This window comes from Streptomyces sp. NPDC001532 (assembly GCF_040298625.1).
In the GTDB taxonomy this organism is placed as follows: Bacteria; Actinomycetota; Actinomycetes; order Streptomycetales; family Streptomycetaceae; genus Streptomyces.
Window position 1 is genome coordinate 95,490 of sequence record NZ_JBEPAL010000020.1, and the last position, 19,442, is coordinate 114,931.

Consider the following 19,442-nt stretch of genomic DNA (forward strand, 5'->3'; position numbering starts at 1 on the left):
CCCGTGAACGCAGCAGAGATCCACGTCGAAGTCGCCCCCGAACTGGCCCTGTTCGTGCCGCACGGACGCCGGAACGGCGCCACCGCGCTCGCCGTCGACGGCGTCTCCACGCTCGGGCACGTCGTCGAGTCCCTCGGCGTGCCGCTGACGGAGGTCGGCGCGCTGGTCGTGGACGGACGGGAGGTGCCAGGCGGCCACATCCCGCGGGACGGCGAGCGGGTGAGCGTACGGGCCGTGCCGCGCCCCCAGCCGGTGCCCGGTGCTCCTCTGCGGTTCCTGCTCGACGTGCACCTGGGCACCCTCGCCCGCCGGCTGCGGCTGCTCGGCGTGGACACCGCCTACGAGTCGACGGACATCGGCGACCCGGCGCTCGCCACCCGCTCGGCCGCCGAGCGGCGGGTCATGCTCAGCCGCGACCGGGGCCTGCTGCGCCGCCGCGAACTGTGGGCCGGCGCCTATGTCTACAGCACCCGCCCCGACGACCAGCTCCAGGACGTCCTGGACCGCTTCGCCCCCGAGCTGCGCCCGTGGACCCGCTGCACCGCCTGCAACGGTCTGCTGGCGGAGGCCAGCAAGGAGGACGTGGCCGACCGGCTGGAGGCCGGCACCCAGCGGACGTACGACGTGTTCGCGCAGTGCGCCGACTGCGGGCGCGCGTACTGGAAGGGCGCGCACCACGATCAGCTGGAGGCCATCGTGGAGCGCGCCCTCGCGCGGTTCCCGCAGCGCGGCTAACGCCGGGTCAGGTCGCCCTTGGTGCAGGCCACGCCGTTCCCGTCGCGGTCCAGGCCGAGCGGGTCGTCCTTGCCGTTGACCTTGAGGCGGCCGTAGTCGTTCTGCTTCAGCCAGGCGCAGCGGGCGGCCGCCGTCTTCTTCACCTGTGGCGGGAAGGCGGTCGGCACACAGACGTTCGCGGAGCCGTAGTGCCGGTCGCAGCCGGAGACGGTGGGGCTCACCGGCTGCGAGGCGCGCTTCTTGCCGGGGCCCCTGGTCTGTCCTTCGAGGGAGTCGGCGAAGGAGTGGATGTGCGGGGAGGCGTCGGTGGCCTTCAGCGCGGCCGGGCCCCGCAGGTGCACCCACTTCGCCACCGACGGCACTCCGTTGGCGTCCACCGCGAAGAGCATGTACCAGCCGGGCGGCGCCAGATTGGGGTTGCTGGTGACGTTGAGGTCGACGTTGGCGCCGTCCACGGACAGCGGCAGGTCCACGAACCGCTGGTTCGGGTCGGAGGAGTGGGTGACGGCGGCCGGCCGGATCAGCTCGGCCTTGGCGATGGGCCGGTCCACGGTGATCCGCTGGGTGTCGCCGTAGGTCCACTCGGTGTCGATCAGCGAAGTGATCTTCGGGCGGGGGCCCTTGAGCAGGTAGGGCGGGGTGTAGACGGACACGTTGTGGTTCCAGCTGCCGTTGCCCGGATTGTCGCCGGTGGTCATCACCCGGCCGTCGGGCAGCAGGAAGGCCGAGGAGTGGTAGCCGCGGGCCTCCGGGTCGGCGGCCACCGGGTCGAAGGTGCCGGCCTGTGGGTCGTAGAGGGAGGACTCGAAGACCGGGTCGGCGCGGTTGTGCAGGGCGCCGCCGGTCTCCAGCACCTTGCCGTCGGGCAGCAGCACCGCGGAGACGTACATCTTCCCCTGCGCGCCGGTCTGCGCGACCTTGCCGTTGCCGAGGTCGACGGTGCCCTGCGGGAGCGGCGGGCCGGCCACGTACGCCGGGTTCGGCTGCTTCAGGTCGATGACGTCGGTGAGGCGGTTGGCGTCCGGGTTGGAGTCGATGTTGCCGCCGCCGATGGTCAGCACCCGCTGGTCCTGCGCCGGCGGCAGCAGCACGCTCGCCGACTGGTCCCGCTCGTCCTTGCGCTGGAGGCCCGGCACCTGGGTGATGGTGTTGGCGCCGTAGTCGTAGATCGCTGCGCCGGTGCCCGGGATGTTGTTGCCGAAGACATGGCTGCCGGAGTAGAAGAGCCGGCCGTCCTGCATCAGGATCATCGACGGGTACAGGCCCCAGTACGACCAGGTCTGGTTGACCTGCCAGGTCGGCAGCCACTTCTGCTGTGCCTCGGACCACAGCTCGGCGGTGACCGAGCCGGTGGAGTCCTCCTTCAGCCCGCCGAAGGAGATCACGTCACCGTTGCCGAGGACGGTCGCCGACGGGTACCAGTGCCCGTCGTTCATGTCGTTGGTCCTCGTGTACGTCTCGGTCGCCGGGTCGAAGACGTACGAGTCCTTGTACCCCTGGTAGCCGATGCGGCCGTCGGCCGACGGATAGCCCTTGTTGCCGCTCATCACCAGCACCCGCCCGTCCTGGAGCTGGACGTGCCCGGCGCAGAACATGTCCTTCGGGGTGGGGATGACCTTGTAGGAGCCGTTCGCCGGGTCGTAGACCGCGGAGGTGAAGGTGCCGGCCTCGAACCTCTCCGGGTCGTTGCCGGAGCCGGCGATCAGCAGCACCTTGCCGTTGTGCAGCACCACCGAGTGCATGGAGCGCACCGGGTTCTGCGCGGGCAGCACCTGCCAGCTGCCGTTGGCGCACTCGTCCGCGGTGCCGGTGCACTGCGGTGGCGGCACCGGGTCGGCGACCTGCTCCATGGTGTAGTCGTCGGTGGTCGCGGAGCCGGTGCCGTAGACGGAGACGCCCCAGCTGATGCGGTCGGTGCCGGCCGGGACCTCGGGGGTGCGGACCGAGGCCCGGGTCCAGGCGGCGGCCGTCTCCAGCGTCTTGAGGTCGGTCCAGTACTGCCAGCCCGCCGTGGTGTCGTGCCGGAACAGGGTGATGTTGGCGTCCGGCGTGGTGGTCTTGTACCAGAGGGAGAGGTCGTACTGCTTGCCGACGGTCACCACCGGCGCGCAGTCGGCGGACTCGGTGATCAGCGCCTTGCGGTCGCCGTCCAGGCGGCGGGTCAGCTCGACCTTCATCGCCTTGCCGCCGGAGTGCGCGTCAGTGGTGGTGGTGAAGGTGAAGTCGTTGTCGCCCCAGCCGGACTTGGACCAGCAGTACGGCATGTCGCCGGTGCCGGCCGTCTCGAAGCCGGGGTTCCTGATCAGGTTGGCGGCGGAGGCGGGCTGCGGGGAGGTGAGCAGCAGGCCTGTGGCGAGGCCCATGACGGCCACCAGGGCCGATCTCCGTCGGGATCTCATGCGGTGCTCCTAGCTGTGCGGCTCCTGCGCGGCAGATAGACCAGCGCTTCGGTTCCGACGAAGCGCAGGACGAAGGTGACGACCAGGGCGAGTGCCGTGGCGGGCAGCACCGCGAGTCCGAACTGCGCCACCAGCAGCGCGATCAGCGGTATGCGCAGCACCAGGTCGGCATTGGCGAGCAGCGCGAACCGCACGGTGCGGTCGGCCCAGTGGCGGTGCTGCCGCCGGTCACGGAAGAGCAGTTTCTCGATGAGCAGGAAGTTCCAGGCGACGCCGAACTGGTTGGCGACGATCTCCGCGGGCAGGTAGTGCAGCCCGGCCTCGGTCATCGCCCACAGCGCGGCCAGGTTCGGCACGAAGCCCGTCAGCCCGATCAGCCCGAACACCACCAGGCGGGCCAGCGGATCGGCCGTGCGCAGCCCGGCGAGGTGCCGCAGGAAGCGCATCCCCTCCTGCGCCGTGGACTTGGACTCCCCGGCGAACCGCTCCTGGAACACGAACGGCACCTCGGTGACCGCGCGCGGCCGGCTGCGGACCGCCAGCTCCAGCAGGATCTTGTAGCCGAGCGGTTTCAGCGCCTCGGCGGCCACGACACCGCGGCGGATGGCGAAGAAGCCGCTCATCGGGTCGCTGATGCCGTGCAGCCGGCGCGGGAAGAGCGATTTGGTCAGCCAGGTCGCGCCGCGCGAGACGGCCACCCGGTAGCTGCCGGCCAGCCCGGCCCGGCTGCCGCCCTTGAGGTAGCGGGAGGCGACGACGAGTCCGGCGCCGGCGCGTTCACCGCTGGCGACCAGCTCGGGGACGAGGGACGGCGGGTGCTGGCAGTCGCCGTCCATGACGACGATCCAGTCCGAGGCGGCGGCCTTGATGCCCTCGACGACCGCTCCGCCGAGCCCGCCGACGGGCTCCTCGCGGTGCAGCACGGTCACCGGGAACGGGCAGTCCCGGGCGGCCGCGCGGATCACCTCGGGGGTGTCGTCGGTGGAGTCGTCCACGAAGACGACCTCGCAGGGCAGCCGGGTGGGCACCGACTCGGTGATCTGGCCCAGCAGCTGCCGGACGTTCGCCGACTCGTTGAAGGTCGGGACGACGATGGTGACGGCGCCGGGTTCGGCGATCTCGGCGGCGGCCGGTACGGCCTGCACGGCCTCGCCGGGGACGGTGGACTCCTGGCTCATCGGTCGCCTCCCGCGCTGGTGGTCTGGATTCGCCGGATCTCGATCCGGTCCGCGCCGGCGCCGAACACGGCGACCGGCGTCGAGTGCTCGATCGCGGCCCGCACGTTCGGCAGGTCGACCGCGTCCCGCCGTACCGTCGGCGAGGCGACCACGTAGTCGAGGTCGCGCCAGCCGTGCGGCATGGTTCTGGTCACCGCGGGGTCGAGGTCGGCCTTGTAGAACCAGATGGCGCCGAGCCCGGGCTCGTAGCCCTGGTGGACGAGGTCCAGCCAGAGCGCGTCGTCGACGAGGACCCGGGTGTCCGCGGGGTCGGGCACCTCGGTGGCCAGCCACTTCGAGGCGGCCTGGTAGGGGGCGTTGGCGTCGGCCGTCATGGCGGTGCGGTCGCCGTCGTACCAGCGCGGGACGACGTAGGCGGCCGCGGCGAGCGCCAGGGCGGCGGCGAGCGCGTAGCGGCCGTAGGGCCGGCGTTCCTCGCGGGCGTCCTCCGGGCGGGCCGCGCGGCGCCGCTTGTGCAGGACGGCGTGGGCGACGCTGGCGGTGCCTCCGGCGAGGACCAGGGCGAGGAACGGCAGCGCCTGGATGATGTACATCGCGGGCAGGTAGCCGTCGGGGCGCAGAGCGACCAGGGCGAGGATCGCCACGGTCAGCGCGGGGCCGGCGAGGGCGCGGGCGGTGACCGACCAGCGCCAGGTCAGCAGGAGCAGCAGCGCCCCGGCGAGGCCGCCGAGCGGCAGCACACGGTCGTAGTACAGCCACGACTGGAGGACGCCGTAGGAGCCGGAGCCCTCGTCGAGGACGAAGCCGGAGCCGGGCCTGCTCATCTGGTAGGTGATGCCGTCCCACAGCGACACATGGCCGGCGCCCGGCAGCAGCTCGCCCTTCAGCAGGGCGAACAGCGGGTACGACAGACCGATCAGCGCGCAGGCGGTGATGGCGCCGGTGACGGCGAACTTGCGGGTGTCGCGGTGGCTGTGGCGCCACATGGTGAGCAGCAGCGCGGGCAGGACGACGAGCATCGTCTCCTTGGTGAGCACGGCCGTCGCGGCGGCGATGCCCGCGCCGAAGTGGTGCCAGAGGTGGCGGCTCGGGGAGGCGGCGAGGGTGAACGCCAGCAGCGTCCACATCACGGCGAGGTTGTCGAGGAAGATCTCCCGCTGGAGGACCACCGCCAGCGGGGAGAGCCCGAACAGGGCCATGCCGAGTCCGGCGGCCCAGCGGGGCAGGGAGAGCCGGCGGCCCAGGACGTAGACGAGGACCGCGCTGACGGCGGAGACCAGCAGCATCGCGGCGCGCATGGTGCCGACGGTCATCGAGTCCGGGCTGATCAGCGCGGGTATCCAGGTGAGCACGGCTATCTGGATCCAGCCGAGCGGCGGGTGGTCGTACCAGTAGGTGTAGTGGGCGAGGCCGCGGCCCTCCTGGACGGCCCAGGCCTGGGCGAGGTAGGTGCCCTCGTCGTCGCTGAGGGTGGGGTAGTCGGCGATGTTCCAGCCCTGGACGACGAGGATCGCCACGAGGAGCAGGCCGCACAGGACGAGGTCGGAGCGGGAGGACCGCAGCCGCCGGGGAGGCTGCGTTCGGCCCGTCGAACGGGTTGTGGGCGCAGCTGTCCGCTGCGCGGGGACCTTGACTCCGGTCACCGCGGGAAGGGTGGAGGTCACGCAGGAACGTCCTCTCGGTTCACGTGCGCGAGATGAGCGCCGACATGGCTGGTCAGCTCCCAGTCGTTGCGGCCGCGCTGCTCGCGCCAGACGGCGCGGACCGCGGCCCCGGCGAGGAGCACCTGGTAGAAGGGGCCGCCCACGATGAGCTTGAGGTAGTGGACGAAGCGGACGCGCAGCCCGTACTGCTTGCCGAAGTCGTGCAGTCCGACCAGCTCGAAGACGAAGGTCACCAGGGCGGTGACGGCCGGCAGGAAGGTGATGAAGGCGACGCCGACCGGCACGTCGAGGAAGAGCGCGATGCCCACGTTGAGCGGGATGACCACACCGGAGACCGCCTGGAGGTACGGCGTCATCAGGGTGTAGCGGGCCAGCAGGCGCTGTCCGAAGGTGGGCAGCTGCTTCCAGTCCCGCTTGCGGTAGACCTGGAGGAAGCCCTGGTTCCAGCGGGTGCGCTGCTTGAGCAGCGACATCAGCGAGTCCGGGGTCTCCTCGCGGGTCACCATCTCCGAGTCGTAGGCGACGACGACCTTCTTGCCGACGCTGGACAGCCGTACGCCCAGGTCGCAGTCCTCGGCCAGGCAGTTCGGGTCCCAGCCGTCGGCCTCCCGCAGCACGTCGGTGCGGACGAAGACGGTGTTGCCGCCGAGCGGGATGAAGCCCTTCTGGGCGTGCAGGTGCAGCCGCGAGCGGAACCAGAAGAAGTACTCCAGGCAGTTGCGCAGGCTGTACCAGCTGGAGTGGAAGTTGATCAGCTGCACACCGCCCTGCACGACGTCCGCGCCGGTGGTGCGGAAGGCGTGGTCGACATGGGCGAGCAGTTCCGGATGGACCTGGTCCTCGGCGTCGAATACCCCGACGACGTCGCCGCGGCAGTGCGGCAGCGCCGTGTTCATCGCCTTCGGCTTGTTCTTCTTGTCGTGGGTGTCGACGACCACCCGCACCCGCGGGTCGCGCCCGGCCGCCCGTTCGGCGACCTCGGCGGTCTCCGGGTCGTCGTGGCCGACGATCACGATGATCTCGAAGTCGGCGTGCGTCGACTCCAGCAGCCGCTGGATGGTGTGGTCGAGCACGGCCTGCTCGTGCCGCGCCGGGAGCAGCAGCGAGAACGACAGCTGTTCCGCCCCGTCCGGGCGGCTGAACCGGGTGGAGGCCAGCACTTCGGGCGTGCGCCACGCGTGCATCTGCCACCACAGGGTGAAGGCCGCCATCCAGAACAGGGCCAGTGAGACGGCGGCGATGAAGACAGACGTCAGCAAACAGATCCCCCCAGATCCCCAGATGACCCCCCGGGGCGCACGAGTCCCCGAACCCCCCACCGCGACGGCGGGTCACTTCCGCCGCGGCACTGTGCAGAGACTAGGGGGGAACTGTGAAGCGCGGGAGGTGTTCCGATAAAAAGCGTGTTTCGGAACGGTGGGGTCTCTAGCGGGATCTAACCGAACACCTGCTCAATTGCGACAGCGCTCACCGCCCCGAGAGCGCGATCCGCAGCCGCTCAGGGTCGGTCGTAGGGGCGTCACAAGTGAAATTACGGCAGACGTAAGCGGTCGGTTCACCGCCGGCCAGCGGCCGGTCCGCCAGCAGCGGGAACTCCTCACCGCCCGCCACGCCGTACGCCACCACCGCCCCCGGCGCGGTCCCGAGCAGCGCCGTGCGGTGCATGCCCCGCGCCGCGGCGTCGTCCAGCGCCGGTCCCACGACCGCCACCTCCCGCGGCCCGTCCAGCAGCGCCTCGGCGACCGCGAGACCCCAGCCGATGAACCGCGGCACCCGCGGCCCCAGCACCCCCACCACGCCCAGCGCCCGCTCGGCGGCACTGCGGTGCGGCTCGGAACCGGTCTGCGCGGCATAGCCGAGCAGCGCGCCCGCCGCGGCGGTCCAGCCGGACGGGGCGGCGTTGTCCGTCGGGTCCTGCGGCCGCCGGATCAGCCGCTCGGCGTCCGCCGCCGTGTCGTACAGCGCACCGCTCTTCTCGTCCACGAACCGCACGAGGACGTGGTCGAGCAGCAGCCCCGCGAAGTCCAGCCACACACCCTCACCGGTGACCGACGCCAGCGCGAGGAAGCCCTCGGCCACGTCCGCGTAGTCCTCCAGGACACCCGCGTTGGGGCCGACCCGGCCGTCCTTGCTGGTACGGGCCAGCTGCGCGCGGTCGTCCAGATGCACCCGCACCAGCAGATCGGCGGCGGCGAGGGCCGCGTCCACCAGGTCCGGGCGGTCGAAGTAGGCACCGGTCTCGGCGAGCGCGGCGATCGCGAGGCCGTTCCAGGCGGCGACGACCTTGTCGTCCCGGCCGGGCGCGGGCCGCCCGGAGCGCGCGGCCAGCAGCCGCTGCCGCACGGAGGCGATCCGCTCCGCGTCGAACACGCTGTCCTGCTGCGGCAGTTGCAGCACGGACGCGCCTTCCTCGAAGGTGCCCTCCTGGGTCACCCCGAAGTACCGGGCGGCCAGTTCGGCGTCATCGTCCCCGAGTACCTCGCGCAGCTGCTCCGGCGTCCAGACGTAGTACGCGCCCTCCACGTGCCGCCCGCTCCCGTCGTCGCTGTCGGCGTCGAGCGCGGAGGCGAACCCGCCCTGTTCGGTGCGCAGTTCCCGGACCATGAAGTCGGCGGTCTCCAGCGCCACCCGCCGGGCGAGCTCGGAGCCGGTGGACCGCCATAGGTGCGCGTAGACCCGGCACAGCAGCGCGTTGTCGTACAGCATCTTCTCGAAGTGCGGCACCGTCCAGTCCCGGTCCACGGAGTAGCGCGCGAACCCGCCGCCGAGCTGGTCGTAGATCCCGCCGCGGGCCATCCGCTCGCAGGTGTCCACCGCCATCTGGAGCGCGCCCTCGGAACCGGTGCGCGCCGCGTGCCGCAGCAGGAACTCGATCACCATGGACGGCGGGAACTTCGGCGCCCCGCCGAACCCGCCGCGCTGCGGGTCGTACTCCCGCGTCAGCCCCAGCAGCGCCTGCGCCAGCTCCTGGTCCTGCGGCGTCCGGCTGCCCGCGCCGTAGTCGATCTCCCGCCCGGCGAGATCCCGCACGATCTTCCCCGCGACGTCGGCGACCTCCTCGCGCCGTTCCCCCCACGCCTGCCGCACGCCTTCCAGCACCTGCCGGAACGAGGGCATCCCCTGCCGCGGGGCCGGCGGGAAGTAGGTCCCGAAGTAGAACGGCTCGGCCCCCGGCGTCAGGAACACGGTCATCGGCCAGCCGCCCTGCCCGGTGGCGGCCTGCACGGCCTCCATGTAGACGGCGTCGACGTCGGGGCGCTCCTCGCGGTCGACCTTGACGCTGACGAAGTGCTCGTTCAGGTAGGCGGCCGTCGCCTCGTCCTCGAAGGACTCGTGCGCCATCACATGACACCAGTGGCAGCTCGAATAGCCGACGCTCAGCAGCACCGGCAGGTCCCGCCGCCGGGCCTCCTCGAACGCCTCCTCGGACCAGGGCCACCAGTCGACCGGGTTGTCCGCGTGCTGGAGCAGGTAGGGGGACGTCTCGTGGGCGAGTCGGTTCGGCATGGTTCCCATCCTGCCGCAGTACCCGGAAAAGGGCTCACACCACAGGACACGGCGCGCTCGCTCCCGGCGCTCCACGCCCCCTCCCCTCCGCGCGCCCCGCGCAGCACACTTGACCGAGACGCCGTCGGAGGGGGACCGGTCATGCGGGACAGTCATCGGGGTGAGGCCGAGCGGCTGCTGGTGCGGGCCGTGGAGGAGGAGGTACGGCGGTCGGGGGGCCGGGCCGACGGTCAGGTGCTGCTGGCGCGGGCGCGCGGCGCGCTGGAGGCGATGGCGGGGGCGGCGCGGGAGGAGTACGAGGCGTACGCGCGGGCGCTGGACGAGGCGGAGGCCGGGCGGCTGACCTTCGGGCAGCGGTACGCGCGGGACGGTGCCGGGACGCCCCTGCTGGTCGCGGCGGTGGCCGCGGTCGCCGCCGCGGTCGCGGACCTCGCGCTCGGCACCGGGACGGGCACCGCGCTCGGGGCCGGGGCGACGGTGGGGTTCGCGGGGGCGGCGGCCACCGTGGTGAAGGTGGCCGGGGCGCATCTGCCGGCCGCGCACCATCGCGCCGGGGCGGCCGGGCAGCCGGGCGGGCCGGAGCAGCTGCGGTTGCAGTGGCTGACCGCGCTGGAGGTGCGCGGGATCCGGCCGTTCCTGGACCAGCAGCGGGTGCTGGCCGCGTCGACGGGGCCGAAGCAGGGCGGGCCGCAGCTGCTCGGCATGGACAAGAGCGCGGCGGCGCGCGGCCGGGCGGCGCTGGAGCAGTCGTTCGCGCAACTGCCGGAGCCGGTGGGCGCGTTCGCGGGGCGGCGGCGGGAGCTGGCGCGGATCCGGCAGTGGGTGCAGGCGGCGCGGGCGAGCACCCGGACCCGGCCGGTGGTGGTGGTCCTGCACGGGGCGCCGGGCAGCGGGCGTACGGCGCTGGCGGTGCGGGCCGCGCACGAGCTGCGGGACCAGTTCCGCGGGGCGTGCGTGGTGGACCTGCGCGGCGGCAGTCCCCAGGAGCCGCCGCTGTCCACGCGGGAGGCGCTGCTGCATCTGCTGAACCGGCTGGGCGCGCCGCGCGAGCAGCTGCTGTTCCGGGAGCGGTCGTCGGCGGACCAGCAGGTCAAGCGGTTGAGCGAGCTGTATCACCAGCATCTGACGGGCGTGCCGGTCACCGTCGTCCTCGATGACGCGGTGGATCCGGAGCAGGTCCGCGCGCTGGTCCCCGCGCGGTCCGACAGCCTGGTGCTGGTGACCGCGCGGGAGCCGCTGGAGCTGCCGGAGGACTTCCCGGCGTGGGTGCACCGGCTGCCGGTGCCGGAGCTGGACGCGGCCGGAGCGGAGGAGCTGCTGGGCGCGGCGGCGCAGGGCGAGAGGGGGCCGTACGACGCGGAGTCCGCGGACCGGATCCGGGAGCTGTGCGGAGGGCTGCCGCTGGCGCTGCGGGTGGCGGGGTCGGCGCTCGGGGCGGACCCGGCCGCGCGCTCGCCCCGGCGGCTTGCGTCGGACCTGGCGGCGTACGGCCCGGTGGGGCCGGTGGAGCGGGCGCTGTGGCTGCGGTACACGGATCAGCCGGATCCGGCGCGCAGACTGCTGCGCCGGCTGGCGCTGGCCGGGCGGGCCTCGCTGGGCGGCGCGGCGGCGGCCTCGCTGCTGGGCACGAAGGAGGCGGAGGCGGCCCGGCAGCTGGAGGCGCTGTCCCGGGCGGGACTGATCGACCATGTGCGCGGCGACCGCTACCGGCTGCACGACCTGGTGCGCGCCTTCGCGCACGCCCGGCTGCTCGACGAGGAGGATCCGGCGGAGCGCGCGGCGGCGCAGGAGCGGCTGATCGTGAACTACGCGGAGCTCGCCGACTCGGTGCTGCGGCTGGTGGACGGCAACACCTCGACCCGTTCGGACCGGTTCGGCCCGCACGGTTTCACCTCGCTCGACGAGGCGCTGCGCTGGCTGGACGACGAGTCGAGCTTCATCACGGCGGCGCTGCGGCACGCGGAGGGGGTGGACCAGGGCGCGGTGCTCCATCTGCTGGGCGCGCTGTGCGACTACTGCCTGCTGCGGGGCGATCTGTACCGGCTGGGTGAGATCAGCGAGCTGGCGCAGGCCGTGGACCAGGGGCTGCTGATCCGTTCGGTGCAGTGGCGTACGGGTATCGCGGCGCGGCAGCTGGGCGAGCTGGACCGGGCGCGGGCGACGCTGACGTCGGTGGTGGACCTGTACCGGGAGGCGCAGCACGAGGCGGGGGCGGCGCGGGCGCTGTGCTCGCTCGGGATCACCCTGCACCACCAGGGCGCTCTGACGGAGGCGGCGGCGAAGCTGCGGGAGGCGCTGGATCTCCAGGCGGCGCCGCAGCTGGCGGCGGACCGGGCGTGGACGATGCACGCGCTGGCGGCGGTGGAGCGGGACCGGGCGCGGCTGGCGGAGGCGCTGGACCTGCTGACGCGCTCGCTGGAGCTGCACCGGGCGGGCGAGTCGGTGCACGGGGAGGCGTGGGCGCACTTCCAGCTGGGCCAGCTGTACATCCGGCTCGGCGATGTGCCGCGGGCCCGCACGGAGCTGGGCCACGCGCTGGAGCGGTACGGCCGCACCCGGGACGCGCGCGGTGAGGCGTGGGCGCTGACGCAGCTGGCGCGGACGCTGCAGGCGGCCGGTGATGTCTCGCAGGCGGTGGAGGAGCTGCGGCGGGCGGCGGCCCGGCACCGGGAGAACGAGGACGCGCGCGGCGAGGCGTGGACGCTGTACTACCTGGGGCAGGCGCTGGAGGAGACGGGTGACCTGGATCGGGCGGTGCGCGAGCTGGAGCGGTCCCGGACGATGTTCTCGCGGATGCGGGACGTGTACGGCCTGGCCTGTGCCCGGCACCATTCGGCGCGGGTGACCCGGGACCAGCGGGCGGCGCAGACCGGGTCGCTGCGCAATTCGGGGTTCGCCCGGCAGCTGCTGGTGGACGCCCGCGCCGACTTCCAGCGGATCGGCGTGGCGCACGGGGAGGCGTGGACCTGCCTGGAGCTGGCCGTCGTGGACGCCGGGAACACGCGGTCGGCGCAGGCGCTGGCCCTGTGCGACGAGGCGGCGGGGCTGTTCGCCTCGTACGGCGACCGGCGGGGCGAGGACTGGGCGCGGTTCCTGCGCTGCACGCTGCTGCCGTACGCGGCGCCGGGCGGGGTGGAGGTGGGGACGGCGGTCGCGCAGGAGGAACTGGCCCGGCTGGCCCGCGCCGGCCATCCGGCCCGCGACGGCAGGCTGGAGGAGTACCTGGCGGCGTACGGGCTGCTGCTGGAGCGCGGGGTCGCCCTGGAGGCGGGCTGGCAGGCGTGGCGGCTGGGCATGGTGCCGAGCCGTCCCGCGCGCGAGGTGATGGGGGTGACGGTGCCGGCGCGGCGGTGACCGCGCGGCGGCACCGCCGCCGCGCCGCCCGCGCGTCGGCGTGTCAGCTCTTGTTCGCTCCGCCGGCCGCCGGGGAGGTCTCGGGGTCGGCTGCCGGGGCCTCCTCGAAGTCGACCTTGCCCATGTGGCGGCTCATCGACTTCATCAGGGCCCAGACGGCCAGGCCCATCACCGCGAAGACGATGAAGCCGAGGACGCCGGGGGTGACCTTGTCCTTGTCGAGCTCCTTGGCGATGGTCACGAAGTGCGTCATGGCCAGGCTTGTGCTTGGGGTCATGTCAGGCATTGTCCCGGATGCCCGCGAAGAGGTCGTCCTCGGGGAGGGAGGTGTCGACGAGGGACTTCGCGAGCTCGTACTCCTCGGTCGGCCAGACCTCCCGCTGGAGCTCCAGCGGGACGCGGAACCAGCCGCCGTCAGGGTCGATCTGCGTGCGGTGGGCGATCAGCGCCTTGTCGCGGATCTCGAAGAAGTCGGCGCAGGGCACGTGGGTGGTGAGGGTGCGGTCCTTGTGGCCGGAGTCGTCCCAGCGCTTGAGCCACTCGCCGTAGGGGGACTCCAGGCCGCGGTCGAGCATCGCCTGGTGGAGGGCCTCGGTGCGGGGGCGGTTGAAGCCCTGGTTGTAGTAGACCTTCAGCGGCTGGTAGGCGGGGCCGAACTCGTCCTCGGGGTACTTCTCGGTGTCCGCGGCACCGTCGAAGGCCACCATCGTGATCTTGTGGGTCATGATGTGGTCGGGGTGCGGGTAGCCGCCGTTCTCGTCGTAGGTGGTGATCACCTGCGGACGGAAGGAGCGGATCTTCCTCACCAGCTCGCCGGCCGCCTTGTCGACGTCCTCCAGGGCGAAGCAGCCCTCGGGCAGCGGCGGCAGCGGGTCGCCCTCGGGCAGGCCGGAGTCGACGAAGCCGAGCCACTCCTGCTCGACGCCGAGGATCTCGCGGGCCTCGTCCATCTCCTTGCGGCGGACCTCGTGGATGTTCTCCTCGATGTACGGGTCGCCCTGGAGTTTCGGGTTGAGGATGGAGCCGCGCTCCCCGCCCGTGCAGGTCACGACCAGCACGTCCACCCCCTCGGACACGTACTTCGCCATGGTGGCCGCGCCCTTGCTCGACTCGTCGTCGGGGTGGGCGTGCACGGCCATCAGTCGCAGCTGGTCAGTCAAGACTCAATCCTCGGTCGTTGTGTCGGCGCCCGGTGGACCGGGTACGAAGGGCGGCTTCTATAGTGACCGAATCGGAGGGCCAATAATTCCGGGATCCGGCACCGGAGGCCCGTTTCGGGACACTCGTCCCGCCCGGTCGAGAGGACGATCATGAGTACGGCGCGTACCCGACTGCCCGAGGGCCGTTACGGCCGCTCCTCGGACGAGCGCTCCGACCACACCCTCAAGATCGTCGGCGCGGCCCTGGGCGCGCTGCTGATCGCCGTGATCGCCTTCTTCGCCTACCACTACGTCGGCCAGAACAAGATCAGCGCCGAGGTGATCAGCTTCGACCTCGGCGACGACGCGGTGAAGGTCGAGCTCCGGGTCGAGAAGGACGCCGGCGCCTCCGGTTACTGCACGGTCCGTTCCCAGGCGGCGGACGGCGCCGAGGTCGGCCGGGCCGACTTCCGCTTCGCCGGGGACGCCACCCGCCTCAGCGAGGTCGTCACCCTGCGCACCACCGGACCCGGCACCACGGCGGAGCTGCTCGGCTGTCACGCCGACTGACGCCGACCGACGCCGGCCGAGGCCGACCGACGCCGCCGGCCGGAATATCGGCCGCCTGACCTGGGCTGTCAGGATTTTGGTGACTTATGTCCTCCCCCTTCCGGCCCTGAATTGTTAGGCTCGTGGTTTCGCCCACTCATGAAGGAACATGCTTCTGGGTAGGGCGATGCTTTGTATTCCCAGTACCGACGAGGAGCACCTGTGACCCAGACCAGCGACAACGTCACCTGGCTGACCCAGGAGGCGTACGACAAGCTCAAGGAAGAGCTTGAGTACCTGTCTGGTCCCGCGCGCACCGAGATCGCGGCCAAGATCGCCGCGGCGCGCGAGGAGGGCGACCTGCGGGAGAACGGCGGGTATCACGCGGCCAAGGAGGAGCAGGGCAAGCAGGAGCTCCGTGTGCGCCAGCTGACCCAGCTCCTGGAGAACGCCAAGGTCGGTGAGGCCCCGGCGGCCGCTGGTGTCGTCGCGCCCGGCATGGTCGTCACGATCGCCTTCGACGGCGACGAGGACGACACCCTGACGTTCCTGCTCGCCTCCCGGGAGTACGCCAGCGACGAGATCGAGACCTACTCCCCGCAGTCCCCGCTGGGCTCCGGCGTGAACGGCAAGAAGGTCGGCGAGGACGCGGAGTACGAGCTTCCGAACGGCAAGAAGGCCTCGGTGACGATCCTGAAGGCCGAGCCGTACGTCGGCTGATCCGGCCCGGATCCACCTGGGCGGCCGGTCGGCCGCCCGCATCGCCGCCCGCCCCCGGTGTCCCTGTGACGCCGGGGGCGTTCGTGTCAGGAGATGACGGTGTAGCCCGCCCGGCGCAGGGACTCGCCGACCTCGGCGCAGTGCGCCGGGCCCTTGGTCTCCAGATGCAGCTCCACCTCCGCCTCGGTGAGGCCGAGCCGCGGATCGGTGCGCACATGGCTGACGTCGAGGACGTTGGCGTCCACCCCGGACAGCACCCCGAGCAGCGTCGCGAGCGCGCCCGGCCGGTCCGTCAGCCGCAGCCGGACCGCGAGGTAGCGGCCCTGCGCGGCCATGCCGTGCCGCAGCACCCGCTGCATCAGCACCGGGTCGACGTTCCCGCCGGAGAGCACCGCGACGACCGGCCCCTCGAAGGCGCCGGGATCGCTCAGCAGTGCCGCCACCGGGCTCGCCCCGGCCGGCTCCACGACCAGCTTGGCCCGCTCCAGGCAGAGCAGCAGCGCGGTGGACAGCTCGTCCTCGGAGACCGTGCGGACCTCGTCGACCAGCGCGCCGATGATCCCGAACGGCACGTCCCCGGGCCGTCCGACCTTGATGCCGTCGGCCATCGTCGCCGGGTTCTCGATCGCCACCGGCCGGCCCGCCGCCAGCGAGGGCGGGTAGGCGGCCGCGCCCGCCGCCTGCACCCCGACGATCCGCACGTCCGGGCGGAGCGCCTTCACCGCGATGGCGATGCCCGCGGCGAGCCCGCCGCCGCCGATGCCGACGACGACCGTGCGCACCTCCGGGCACTGGTCCAGGATCTCCAGGCCCACCGTGCCCTGTCCGGCGATGACGTCGGCGTGGTCGAAGGGGTGGATGAACACCGCGCCGGTCCGCTCCGCGTACTCCTGCGCGGCGGCCAGCGTCTCGTCGACCACCTGGCCGTGCAGGCGCACCTCGGCGCCGTAGTCCCGGGTGGCGCTGATCTTCGGCAGCGGGGCGCCCTTCGGCATGAAGACCGTCGAGTCCACACCGAGCAGGGACGACGCCAGCGCCACGCCCTGCGCGTGGTTGCCCGCGCTCGCGGCGACCACCCCGGCCGCCCGCTCCTCGGGCAGCAGCCCGGCGATCCGCACATAGGCACCGCGCAGCTTGAACGAACCGGTCCGCTGGAGGTTCTCGCACTTGAGGTGCACCGGCGCGCCGACCAGCTGGGTCAGATGCCGGCTGCCCTCCATGGCCGTCTCCCGCGCGATCCCCGAGAGCATCTTCCGGGCCCCGCGGACATCGTCGAGGGTGACGGTCCGAAAGGAGTCAGCGGTGCGGTGGCTCATGACTCCAGCATCGCAGTTCACAGGCGGCGAGCGCGGTTGTGACCAACCTCCGAGACTGGTTTCCGCAGCGCCGGTACGACCCGCCTCCGGGCCGCGTACCCTGTCCCCCAACCCAGCACCCCTGATGAAGTGAGCCCCCGGCCATGCCCACAACACCTGAAATGTCGATGGACATGACGACCGTCGGTGACACCGGTCTCCTCGACACCCTCCAGCACGAGGTGGCGGTGTTCGCCCGTCGTGCCGAACAGACCCGGCTCGGCGGGGTCGGCCAGGTGCGCAACTCCATGGACCGCGCCGCCTATCTGCTGCTCAACCGGCTCGACAAGGAGGGCCCGATGGGCGTCAAGGCCCTCGCCTCCAGCATGGGCATCGACTCCTCGACGGTCACCCGTCAGGTCGCTCCGCTCGTCGACACCGGTCTGGTCAAGCGCACCTCGCACCCCGAGGACGGGCGTGCGGTGGTGCTTCAGCTGTCCCCGCGCGGGCTGTCGCGGCTGGAGGAAGTGCGCTCGTCGCGGCGTCAGTTGATGGCCGAGCTGACACACGACTGGGCGCCGGAGGAGCGCGAGGAGTTCTGCACGCTCCTCACCCGCTTCAATGACGCCCTCTCCACCCGGATGGCGGCGGCGGGCGCACCCGTGGCGGAGCCCTCGAACCCGTCCTGACCCCCGGCCTCGTCCCGCCCGTGCACGGCTCTTGACCGAAACCGCACCCCTGGCCTCATATGAGACCGGGTCCCCGTCACCGCCGGGGTCGTCCGCGACCTCGTCCGGCGTGCGCCGGGACCCGCCACCTCAGGTCGCCCTCAGGGGGGAGGCGCGGTGCGACAACGGCAGGCGTCCCAAGGCGGGTGCCGGTCCCGGGAGTTCGAGGCGTTCGTCGCGGGCGCGGCGGGCCGGCTGCTGCACACCGCCACCCTGCTCACCGCGGAGGCCCCGGACGACAATCCGCGCGCCCGGCGCCTGCTCACCCTGGCGCTCGCCCACACCTACGCGTGCTGGGACCGGCTGCGCGGCGAGGACCCGTACGACCGGGCCCGCCAGTATCTGGCCACCCGCTTCGCCCACGGGGCCTGGCACCACCACGGCGGCGCACTCGTCCGGTTCCGTCCGGGCCCCGACGCCCCCTTGGCCCGGCTCACCCCTCGGGAGCGGCTGATCCTGGTCCTGCGGCTGCACGAGGGGGTCGCCGAGGAGCAGACGGCCGCGCTGCTGGGCCTGCCCGTGGAACGTGTCCGGGCGGTCTGCGACCGGGCCACCGCGACCCTGCTGCACCCGCCCCGCGGCCCGGCGCCGGCGGTGGCGGCGGGCCCGGGGACGGCGCCGACATGAGGAGGGTGCGGTGAACCGTCCCGAACGGGAGGCCGCGGTACGGCGGATCATGGACGGCACGGCGCCGAAGGTGCCACCGGAGCTGTACGCGGAGGTGCTGCGGCGCGGCGGCGCCATGCTGCGCCGCCGGCTGGCCGCCCGCCGGCTGGCCTGGCTGCTGCTGTGCGCGGCGGCCGTGGCGTTCACCGTGTGGGCGATCACCGCCCACCCGTGGGTGGAGCCGCCGTCCGAGACGACTCCACCGCTCACGGGCTGGTGAGCCTCCCGCGCCGCGGGAGGCGGGGCGCCGGCTAGCCGAGCGCCTGCTGGAGGTCCTCCAGCAGGTCGTCGACGTTCTCGATGCCCACGGAGAGCCGGACCAGGTCGGCCGGGACCTCCAGCGCGGAGCCGGCCACGGAGGCGTGCGTCATCCGGCCGGGGTGCTCGATCAGCGACTCGACACCGCCCAGGGACTCGCCGAGCGTGAACACCTTGGCGCGGTTGCAGACCTCGACGGCCGCCTCCTCGCCGCCCTGGACGCGGAAGGAGATCATGCCGCCGAACGCCCGCATCTGCTTGGCGGCGACCTCGTGACCGGGGTGCTCGGGCAGCCCCGGGTACAGCACGCCGGTCACGCGCGCGTGCCGGGTGAGCATGTCGGCGATCTTCGTGGCGTTCTCGCTGTGCCGGTCCATGCGCACCGACAGCGTCTTGGTGCCGCGCAGCACCAGCCAGGAGTCGAACGGCCCGGCGACCGCGCCCATCGCGTTCTGGTGGTAGGCCAGCTCCTCGCCCAGGCCCTCGTCGGCGGTGATCAGCGCGCCGCCGACGACGTCCGAGTGGCCGCCCATGTACTTGGTCAGCGAGTGGACGACGACGTCCGCGCCGAGCGCCAGCGGCTGCTGGAGGTAGGGCGTGGCGAAGGTGTTGTCGACGACGAGCCGGGCGCCGGCGTCCCGGGCGACCTGGGCCACGGCGGCGATGTCGGTGATGCCGAGCAGCGGGTTGGAGGGCGTCTCCACCCAGACGACCTTGGTCTTCGGGGTGATCGCGGCCCGTACGGCGGCCGGGTCGGAGGTGTCGGCGACCGACCACTCCACGCCCCAGCGGGCGACGACCTTCGCGAACAGCCGGAACGTGCCGCCGTAGGCGTCGTTCGGGATGACCACGTGGTCACCGGGGCTGAGCAGCGTGCGCAGCAGGCAGTCCTCGGCCGCCAGTCCGGACGCGAACGCGAGGCCGCGGCGGCCGCCCTCCAGGGCGGCGAGGTTCTCCTCCAGCGCGGTCCTGGTGGGGTTGGCGCTGCGGCTGTACTCGTAGCCGCCGCGCAGCCCGCCGACGCCGTCCTGCTTGTAGGTCGAGACCTGGTAGATGGGCGGGACGACCGCGCCGGTGAGGGGGTCGGCGGTGTTGCCCGCGTGGATCGCGAGCGTCTCGAAGTGCTGACTGATGTGCCTGTCGCTCATGGGCACCGAGCGTAGTGCGCGAACGGGACGGATGGCGGACGGCTCGGGCCTCCGGCGGGCGGTGCGGGGCCCGGCCCGTTGTCCACAGGCGGTTCTCCACAG

General features: G+C 72.6%; 16 protein-coding genes. 7 read left to right on the forward strand and 9 right to left on the reverse strand.

Annotated features, from left to right (window positions below):
* Nucleotides 1–3 precede the first annotated feature (3 nt).
* A complete protein-coding gene (locus ABT232_RS19890; RefSeq protein WP_351841612.1) occupies nucleotides 4–735 on the forward strand; it encodes a Mut7-C RNAse domain-containing protein in 732 nt (243 codons plus the stop codon).
* Here the strand turns inward: ABT232_RS19890 and ABT232_RS19895 are convergent.
* The 5 genes from ABT232_RS19895 to ABT232_RS19915 all read right to left on the reverse strand — a co-directional run bounded on the left by ABT232_RS19895 (nucleotide 732) and on the right by ABT232_RS19915 (nucleotide 9,483).
* The gene (locus ABT232_RS19895; protein WP_351841614.1) at nucleotides 732–3,134 is read right to left on the reverse strand and encodes a galactose oxidase early set domain-containing protein; all 2,403 of its coding nucleotides are present in this window, start codon (nucleotides 3,132–3,134) and stop codon (nucleotides 732–734) included. The two genes, ABT232_RS19890 and ABT232_RS19895, sit on opposite strands and share 4 nt — an antisense overlap.
* A complete protein-coding gene (locus tag ABT232_RS19900) occupies nucleotides 3,131–4,312 on the reverse strand; it encodes a glycosyltransferase (protein WP_351841616.1) in 1,182 nt (393 codons plus the stop codon). Before ABT232_RS19900 ends, ABT232_RS19895 begins: the two co-directional genes overlap by 4 nt.
* Nucleotides 4,309–5,976: a phospholipid carrier-dependent glycosyltransferase gene (locus ABT232_RS19905; RefSeq protein ID WP_351841618.1), complete on the reverse strand. Its 1,668-nt coding sequence runs from the start codon at nucleotides 5,974–5,976 to the stop codon at nucleotides 4,309–4,311. The genes ABT232_RS19900 and ABT232_RS19905 overlap by 4 nt, the downstream gene beginning before the upstream one ends.
* Nucleotides 5,973–7,235: a glycosyltransferase gene (locus ABT232_RS19910; RefSeq protein ID WP_351841620.1), complete on the reverse strand. Its 1,263-nt coding sequence runs from the start codon at nucleotides 7,233–7,235 to the stop codon at nucleotides 5,973–5,975. The genes ABT232_RS19905 and ABT232_RS19910 overlap by 4 nt, the downstream gene beginning before the upstream one ends.
* A gap of 208 nt (nucleotides 7,236–7,443) precedes the next feature.
* Entirely contained in the window at nucleotides 7,444–9,483 is a 2,040-nt protein-coding gene (locus ABT232_RS19915) for a thioredoxin domain-containing protein (protein ID WP_351841622.1), read from the reverse strand.
* Between the two features lie 141 nt (nucleotides 9,484–9,624).
* Here ABT232_RS19915 and ABT232_RS19920 point away from each other — a divergent pair, with 141 nt between their 5' ends.
* Nucleotides 9,625–12,837, forward strand: coding sequence for a tetratricopeptide repeat protein (locus ABT232_RS19920; protein WP_351841624.1), 3,213 nt, complete (start codon nucleotides 9,625–9,627; stop codon nucleotides 12,835–12,837).
* A 43-nt stretch (nucleotides 12,838–12,880) separates the two neighbouring features.
* Here ABT232_RS19920 and ABT232_RS19925 read toward each other — a convergent pair whose 3' ends face one another.
* Both ABT232_RS19925 and mca read right to left on the reverse strand, forming a co-directional pair.
* Complete coding sequence (locus tag ABT232_RS19925) at nucleotides 12,881–13,123, reverse strand: hypothetical protein (RefSeq protein WP_351841626.1); 243 nt, start codon at nucleotides 13,121–13,123, stop codon at nucleotides 12,881–12,883.
* The gene (gene mca, locus ABT232_RS19930) at nucleotides 13,116–13,976 is read right to left on the reverse strand and encodes a mycothiol conjugate amidase Mca (protein ID WP_351841680.1); all 861 of its coding nucleotides are present in this window, start codon (nucleotides 13,974–13,976) and stop codon (nucleotides 13,116–13,118) included. Before mca ends, ABT232_RS19925 begins: the two co-directional genes overlap by 8 nt.
* A 171-nt stretch (nucleotides 13,977–14,147) precedes the next feature.
* Between mca and ABT232_RS19935 the strand changes: the two genes are divergently transcribed.
* Nucleotides 14,148–14,546 carry a DUF4307 domain-containing protein gene (locus tag ABT232_RS19935; protein WP_351841628.1) on the forward strand — a complete coding sequence of 133 codons (399 nt, stop codon included), beginning with the start codon at nucleotides 14,148–14,150 and terminating at the stop codon, nucleotides 14,544–14,546.
* A gap of 201 nt (nucleotides 14,547–14,747) precedes the next feature.
* Nucleotides 14,748–15,245, forward strand: a complete 498-nt coding sequence (gene greA / locus ABT232_RS19940) for a transcription elongation factor GreA (RefSeq protein WP_351841630.1) — start codon at nucleotides 14,748–14,750, stop codon at nucleotides 15,243–15,245.
* An 86-nt stretch (nucleotides 15,246–15,331) separates the two neighbouring features.
* On the opposite strand, the gene ilvA is transcribed toward greA, so the two are convergent.
* Nucleotides 15,332–16,561 carry a threonine ammonia-lyase gene (ilvA, locus tag ABT232_RS19945; RefSeq protein ID WP_351841632.1) on the reverse strand — a complete coding sequence of 410 codons (1,230 nt, stop codon included), beginning with the start codon at nucleotides 16,559–16,561 and terminating at the stop codon, nucleotides 15,332–15,334.
* Between the two features lie 161 nt (nucleotides 16,562–16,722).
* On the opposite strand from ilvA, the gene ABT232_RS19950 reads away from it, so the two are divergent.
* The 3 genes from ABT232_RS19950 (at nucleotide 16,723) to ABT232_RS19960 (ending at nucleotide 18,154) form a co-directional block, all read left to right on the forward strand.
* Nucleotides 16,723–17,229: a MarR family winged helix-turn-helix transcriptional regulator gene (locus tag ABT232_RS19950; RefSeq protein ID WP_351841634.1), complete on the forward strand. Its 507-nt coding sequence runs from the start codon at nucleotides 16,723–16,725 to the stop codon at nucleotides 17,227–17,229.
* A 156-nt stretch (nucleotides 17,230–17,385) separates the two neighbouring features.
* Nucleotides 17,386–17,895: a sigma factor-like helix-turn-helix DNA-binding protein gene (locus ABT232_RS19955; protein ID WP_351841636.1), complete on the forward strand. Its 510-nt coding sequence runs from the start codon at nucleotides 17,386–17,388 to the stop codon at nucleotides 17,893–17,895.
* Between the two features lie 10 nt (nucleotides 17,896–17,905).
* Entirely contained in the window at nucleotides 17,906–18,154 is a 249-nt protein-coding gene (locus tag ABT232_RS19960; RefSeq protein ID WP_351841638.1) for a hypothetical protein, read from the forward strand.
* 31 nt (nucleotides 18,155–18,185) lie between these two features.
* Here ABT232_RS19960 and ABT232_RS19965 read toward each other — a convergent pair whose 3' ends face one another.
* Nucleotides 18,186–19,340 (reverse strand): cystathionine gamma-synthase, encoded by a 1,155-nt coding sequence (locus ABT232_RS19965; RefSeq protein WP_351841640.1) that lies wholly within the window; start codon nucleotides 19,338–19,340, stop codon nucleotides 18,186–18,188.
* Nucleotides 19,341–19,442: the final 102 nt, after the last annotated feature.